The organism is Desulfosarcina sp. (assembly GCF_041551955.1).
GTDB lineage: Bacteria > Desulfobacterota > Desulfobacteria > Desulfobacterales > Desulfosarcinaceae > Desulfosarcina.
The window spans coordinates 1-5,331 of sequence record NZ_JBFELV010000359.1 but is presented as its reverse complement, the minus strand read 5'-3'; the positions used below and the strand labels follow the sequence as shown (position 1 = coordinate 5,331).

5 protein-coding genes and 1 tRNA gene are annotated in these 5,331 nt (G+C 52.9%); 4 read left to right on the top strand and 2 right to left on the bottom strand.

Annotated features, from left to right (window positions below; all coding sequences use genetic code 11):
- Window positions 1-466: 466 nt before the first annotated feature.
- Window positions 467-1,375, bottom strand: a complete 909-nt coding sequence (locus tag ABYV26_RS20050; protein ID WP_372683136.1) for an FHA domain-containing protein — start codon at window positions 1,373-1,375, stop codon at window positions 467-469.
- Between the two features lie 435 nt (window positions 1,376-1,810).
- On the opposite strand from ABYV26_RS20050, the gene ABYV26_RS20045 reads away from it, so the two are divergent.
- From ABYV26_RS20045 to ABYV26_RS20035, 3 genes are all read left to right on the top strand, one after another.
- Window positions 1,811-2,551, top strand: coding sequence for a Stp1/IreP family PP2C-type Ser/Thr phosphatase (locus ABYV26_RS20045; protein ID WP_372683135.1), 741 nt, complete (start codon window positions 1,811-1,813; stop codon window positions 2,549-2,551).
- Window positions 2,552-3,096: 545 nt separating this feature from the next.
- On the top strand, window positions 3,097-3,420 hold the full coding sequence (locus ABYV26_RS20040) for a PilZ domain-containing protein (protein WP_372683134.1): 324 nt from the start codon (window positions 3,097-3,099) through the stop codon (window positions 3,418-3,420).
- 35 nt (window positions 3,421-3,455) lie between these two features.
- Entirely contained in the window at window positions 3,456-4,304 is an 849-nt protein-coding gene (locus ABYV26_RS20035) for an HDOD domain-containing protein (protein WP_372683133.1), read from the top strand.
- A gap of 601 nt (window positions 4,305-4,905) precedes the next feature.
- On the opposite strand, the gene ABYV26_RS20030 is transcribed toward ABYV26_RS20035, so the two are convergent.
- A tRNA-Arg gene (locus ABYV26_RS20030) sits at window positions 4,906-4,982 on the bottom strand.
- A 120-nt stretch (window positions 4,983-5,102) separates the two neighbouring features.
- Here ABYV26_RS20030 and ABYV26_RS20025 point away from each other — a divergent pair.
- The coding region (locus ABYV26_RS20025) for a sigma-70 factor domain-containing protein (protein ID WP_372683132.1) at window positions 5,103-5,331 on the top strand (229 nt) is incomplete at its 3' end.

Sequence of the window (5,331 nt, the reverse complement as noted above, 5' to 3'; positions counted from 1 at the left end):
TAATCGGTTGTTTTTGATAATAATTGATAGTTTTTTATTTTCAATACCATGGCCAATCGGTGGGGATTCAATCCGACATTATAAACGAGCAGCCAAACATGACTTTTTCCATCGGTGGATCGCCGGAGCAGACTATCCGTTAGACAGCCGGGTTCAGTCTGGAAGGCGATGGGGATTGGCGTCTGCTCCAAGCGCAATGGGCTCATATTAGCATCATGTCATACTTGCGTCTCCTTGAACGGGCTATTCGACCAGGAATTCAGATCTCCCGCCATGTAAGCCATGGGGTATGTTTTTACAGCTTGAAAAACCATATGTGGTAGTCATGATTAGTCGTTGCGGATTTACGACAGGCGCTGAAAGGCAGTGTGAAATCGAAAGGGGAAACGCTCGGCTTGGGTGAATGACGGACGCACCGCACTATGGATTAACGGAAGACATTGTTTCAACAGCGACTTTGATTTTTTTACGGCACTGAAGACGGGTTTTCGGATCCAGGATGGCTGGCTTCGGCATCGGTCTTTTCCAAGGACTCCGATACCACATCTTGTATCTGTGCCAGCCGGCCACCACCCAGAAACCTGAATCTTGGCCCTTGATGGGTCAGTGACAGCTCCGCGCCTTGGGCCATGACCGATTGCGTGCCAACCGGCCGACCATTGATCGAAACCATGCCGCTTTCCGTTAAATCCTTAGCATAGTATTGTTTTTCGCTGAAGAATATCTGGATGTGACGTCCAGCGAGGGCATTGTCGTCGATCACGAAGTCGCAGGTTGGATCGGTGCCGATGGTCACCGGCAGCAGGTTGTAACTTTGCAGCGTCGGACCGAACTGGATGACCAGCGGTGCATTGGCGCTGATGACGGAGATTTCCAACCCGGGACCTGCCGTCAATCCAGGTTCAGGAGCAGGGGGGGCAGGTGATGAAACCACCACGGGCGCAGCCGCTGAAGCGGGTGCCGGCATCTGCGGATGCGATGCTGAAACCGGCGACGGTGGCATTGGTTGAGCCGGCTGCCCCGACCGAACATGGGGGGCGGGTACATCGCCGACTTCGATTTTGGTCAGAAAACTGGCTTTGGGGCCATTTTCGGTAAAGGTGATCACATCGCCGTCCCTCAGGTAAACGTTGGCGATGCGTTTGCCGTTGACGTAGGTGCCGTTGGTACTGGCGTCGACGATGCGAAATCGGTTGCCTTGCCGGTCAATGCGTGCATGCCGCCTGGAAAGGGTTGTCAGGTCTTTGTCAAATCGAACCTGGCACGATGAGTGTCGGCCGATGTGAACGGGAAATTGCGAAAAGTCCTGGACCTGACCTTTCAATGGGCCTTGGATGTGAACCAATTGGATGGTGATGGCTGGCATCTGTGGCATTGTGTCCCACCTGCATATTTCAATTCGTGGGTTGCGGTATTGCGGTGAAGCGGTGACCATGAAGTCGATACGACTATAGCCGATAAGGTATGGCTGATGTCAAGCGGTTTCCTAGTCCGTTGTTGCGTTGAGCGTTGCTCAATCCCTTACAGTCGCCTGTTCAACAGGTTTGCCACCTTCAAGTGCCGCTGCACATCCCTGCCGGGGATGCCGGCGCGGTTGCGACGATCCATACCGCTCCGTTCTATTTGACGGATCAATGGACTGCGTGTAAAGGAGATGTTCCTTGACTATCCACGGGTATCATAATAATTTTGTGTCTATTGAAGGAATGGCTGACAGTGGCATGATTGAGAAGGCGGTGGCTCGCCGGCAGCGGAATCTTCTCTGAACGCTTCTTAAAAAGTCCGACAGGATGCGAAAGGCGGGGCGCTGGTGTCACAGAGATTACCCAATATCAACTACCACGGTGCTACAGATGTGGGGAACGTCCGCACCAACAATGAGGATGTCTTTTATATCAGTGAAGCATGCCACTACTGCCTGGTCGCCGATGGCATGGGAGGTGCCGCCGCCGGGGAGGTGGCCAGCCGGATATTTGCCGACACTGCCAAAGCGGTGTTTGCCGGCCACGACGGTGTGTCCGAAGAGAACACCATCGCCCGGGTGCAGACGACCTTCAAGCTGGCCAACGAAAAGATTCTCAAGCACGTCGGGCGCAATCCCGGCGATCAGGGCATGGGGTGTACCGCTGATCTGCTGGCCTTTTCTCAGAACAGCTTCATTATCGGCCATGTGGGTGATTCAAGAACCTACCGGCTAAAAAACGGCACACTGAAACAACTGACCAAAGACCACTCGCTGGTTCAAGAACAGGTGGATCAGGGACTGATCAGTCCGGACGAAGCCCGGCGGCACGCCATGCGCAACGTGATTCTCAGGGCTGTCGGGGTTAACGATAAAATTACCCTGGACATTCTGAGAGGGAAGAAAAATCCGGGCGACCTGTTCCTGCTCTGCAGCGACGGACTTACCGATTTGGTCGACGAGGCCGCTGTCTTGGACGCGCTGCGCGCCGATGGCGTCCTGAGTGAAAAGTCCGCAGCCTTGATTCAACTGGCCAAACAGGCTGGCGGCAAAGACAATGTGACGGTTGTCTTGTCCAGTGTTTTTTGAAGAAGATCCCCCTTTTCCTGTACGGGTTCGACCGCCATGCTCGTCGGCAGCTGACGGTATCGGTTCAGGTATCAAAAAATCGTCGGTCCCGCCAATTTTTTGTTTAAACCCCGACCACGCCGGCAATCCCCATCGATTGAACTGCGCTGACGATCCAGCGCATCGAAGCATGCCGTCATGGGTCGCCAAGCCAGGTTGCCGGCTGGCAGAACCTGCTACCGGTCAAGCAGCACGAGGGCTCGGGTGATATCGATGACCCGCTTAAAAAACCGCATCCTGAACGGTTCGCTCATCATGCCGAGGGTTAAATTCGATCTCAAGCGATGCTGAATGCGCCGTTTAATTATTCTGGCAAACTCCTTGCAGTGTGTCATTCATCAAACCCTATCGATCCGAAACCAAAAACCGACTACTTGCAGGGAGAAACCATGGTTGAACGGCGAAAGCATAAACGTTATCCCATGCCTCGTGGCACATTCGTTATTTTAAGAAATAAATTTGATCCGTTGCGCAATCATACCCATATGAGCATCGGAGAGATTGCCATGGTCTTGTATAAATCCGAACCGGAAGCCATGGGGCAAGTCACCGACCTGAGTGTGGGTGGAATTGCCTTTGCCGGCGAGACCATCGGTTTGCCGGATGCCGGGGACGTCCAACTCGACCTGTTGATGACGGAGCAGGGCATCTATGTGCACAATATTCCGTATGCGGTCGTTCCGATAAAAACAAAGGGTAAAAGAAAGAAGAGGACCTCGGCATTCAGAACCAACGCCGTGCGCTTTAAACGCCTAAACGCGGAAAAAAAAGGCCAGCTTCGGGAATTGTTGGCCCACCGGGTCAGACAGTCATCCGCAAGGGGCGTTTAACTGGAAACCTGCCGACGAAAACGGAGAAACAAGCGATGTCCACGGCCAATTCCATCATTGAAGCGATCGATCATTTAAAACCGGTATCGGACATCGCTGGAAAAGTCATGGCGCTTCTGGACGATCCGGATTGCGGTATGTCCGATCTGTCCGACATCATCCGCCACGAACCGGCATTGACGGCCAATGTGTTGAAACTGGCCAATTCGTCTTATTTTGGTTTGCCGGGTAAAATTAACGACGCCAAGCAGGCGGTCGTCTATCTTGGCATGACCCAGGTCGTCGACTTGGTCCTCATGGTCAGCTGTTCGGAGCGTTTCCGCGGATCTCATGGTGGCTATGGATTGAACCCCGGAGAGCTTTGGAAGAGTGCTGTGTCCGCGGCGATTTTGGCCAATGATCTGGCCGAGATCAAAGGGTTGAAACAGACCAGTCTCTTATTTACGGGGGCCTTGCTGCGGGACATCGGCAAGGTTGTTTTGGATCAGCACGTCGAATCGGCAATAGAACCGATCTTGAACCGTGTGAACATCCAGTCCATGACCTTCAGGGAGGCCGAGCGCCAGGTGTTGGGCTTCGACCACTGTCAGGTGGGCGCCATGGTGGCCAAAAACTGGCATTTCCCGACACCGCTTCAATGCATCATTCGGTATTCCCATACCCCATTGGAAGCGACGGGGTGCTTTTTGGAAGCATCCATTGTCTATATGGCAGATGCCTTATGCCGCCAAATGGAGATCGGTCTGGGGATCGACGATCCGTCCTACCCAGAAGACGACCGGGTGTCCCGGTCAGTCGGTTTACAGCCATCTCAGGTCCAGGGGGTTGTCGACGGTTTTGGCAGGAAAATGGACCGCGTCAATGCGCTTTTTACGGTTGAGTGAACGCCACCGGTCCGGATGATGGCGCTGGATGGCATGCTTTCGAATCCATGGCACATCCGTTTCTTTCGCAACCGGAGTGACCCCCAGGCCAACCCTTAATTCCAATTGTCGACCACCTCGCCCATTGTTCCATTGCGTCAATGAAATCCAATCCCGATGGTGCCGGACAGTTCTCTGTCCGGTCTTTTTTTAATGATACGGTGTGGACCTTGCCATCGCCACACGCGTGGCGGGCAGGTTGCCCTCAATTTACTATGGTTCTGCTGTCAGTGACAACCTTGCGGAAGATGGTGTAATAGATTCGGATAGGCTATTTATTCAGGCATATCTTGCCGTGCATACCGTTAAAATTTGGCGATAGGGTCATGATGTCATTTTTCGCCGAATGGTCGCGGGGTTCGGGCTGGATGAGCCCAAGTTGGATCGATCAGGTTGAGATTGTGAAAATTATAAAACGATGTTATTAATCAAAGGTTATGCTGAATGACGTCGATTCATCCTGCGCCAAAACAGCAACCCACGGGTCGAATGGGTGACGACAAAAAAAGCCTTTTAGATTTAGTCTCAAAGGTTTAGTATCATTAAAAAAGATGGTAAGCTGTGGCGCGCCTGGCAGGATTCGAACCTGCGGCCTACGGATTAGAAGTCCGTTGCTCTATCCAGCTGAGCTACAGGCGCTCAAACAGAGGCCACCCGTAACATAATGGCATGTTCTTGTCCACACGAAAAACAGGCCGGGTAATGGTTGACAGCCATCATTGCCGGTACTAAAGAAAAATGCAAAACCCGGGTAGGGGTATGAAAAAGGCAAAAATAAAAAAAGCGAAACCATCAGCGAATAAAAAGACCTATCGGCCAGGCGGGCGGACCAGTGACAAAGCCGTCGTCAAATACGATCCGCTTCAACGCTACCTTTCGGAAATCAGCCGCTACAACCTGCTGACCCGCGAGGAGGAGGTCTCTTTGGGGAAGCGGGTGCAGGAGCAGGGTGACCAGGAGGCCGCTTACCGCCTGGTTACCTCGAACC

Coding starts and splice junctions, on each gene's coding strand:
- ABYV26_RS20050 (WP_372683136.1), bottom strand. CDS start 1,375: ATGCCACAGATGCCAGCCATCACCATCCAATTGGTTCACATCCAAGGC.
- ABYV26_RS20040 (WP_372683134.1), top strand. CDS start 3,097: ATGGTCTTGTATAAATCCGAACCGGAAGCCATGGGGCAAGTCACCGAC.
- ABYV26_RS20035 (WP_372683133.1), top strand. CDS start 3,456: ATGTCCACGGCCAATTCCATCATTGAAGCGATCGATCATTTAAAACCG.